At 47.7% G+C, this 818-nt stretch carries 1 protein-coding gene; it reads left to right on the forward strand.

Translation table 11 applies throughout. The features are described from left to right. On the forward strand, nucleotides 1-818 hold an 818-nt coding region (locus OCV31_RS09645; protein ID WP_267303936.1), incomplete at both ends, for a hypothetical protein.

Below are 818 nucleotides of genomic sequence, written 5' to 3' on the forward strand. Positions count from 1 at the left end.
CAAGGACGAAAAGACTAATACGAAAGCATCCATCGACCAAGCCGGTGACAAAGAGGCCATCGACAAGATTGTCAATGAAGCCACGAAAACCAATAACGAACGTGCACAGGCCAAAAAAGAGTTAGCCAAGGCGAAAGAAGAAGCAAAAGCCACCGTCGATCTCTTGGATGAACTGAGCAAGGACGAAAAGACCGATGCAAAAACATCCATCGATCAAGCCGCTGACAAAGAGGCCATCGACAAGATTGTCAATGAAGCCACGAAAACCAATAACGAACGTGCACAGGTCAAAAAAGAGTTAGCCAAGGCGAAAGAAGAAGCCAAGGCCACCGTTGATCAGTTGGATGAGCTGAGCAAGGACGAAAAGACCGATGCAAAAACATCCATCGATCAAGCCGCTGACAAAGAGGCCATCGACAAGATTGTCAATGGAGCCAAGCAAACCAATAACGAACGTGCACAGGCAAAAAAAGAGTTAGCCAAGGCGAAAGAAGAAGCCAAGGCCACCGTTGATCAGTTGGATGAGCTGAGCAAGGACGAAAAGACCAATACGAAAGCATCCATCGACCAAGCCGGTGACAAAGAGGCCATCGACAAGATTGTCAATGAAGCCAAGCAAACCAATAACGAACGTGCACAGGCCAAAAAAGAGTTAGCCAAGGCGAAAGAAGAAGCCAAGGCCACCGTTGATCAGTTGGATGAGCTGAGCAAGGACGAAAAGACTAATACGAAAGCATCCATCGACCAAGCCGGTGACAAAGAGGCCATCGACAAGATTGTCAATGAAGCCACGAAAACCAATAACGAACGTGCACAGG

The sequence above is a fragment of the Aedoeadaptatus acetigenes genome (genome assembly GCF_025566985.1).
GTDB classification, from domain to species: Bacteria; Bacillota; Clostridia; order Tissierellales; family Peptoniphilaceae; genus Aedoeadaptatus; species Aedoeadaptatus acetigenes.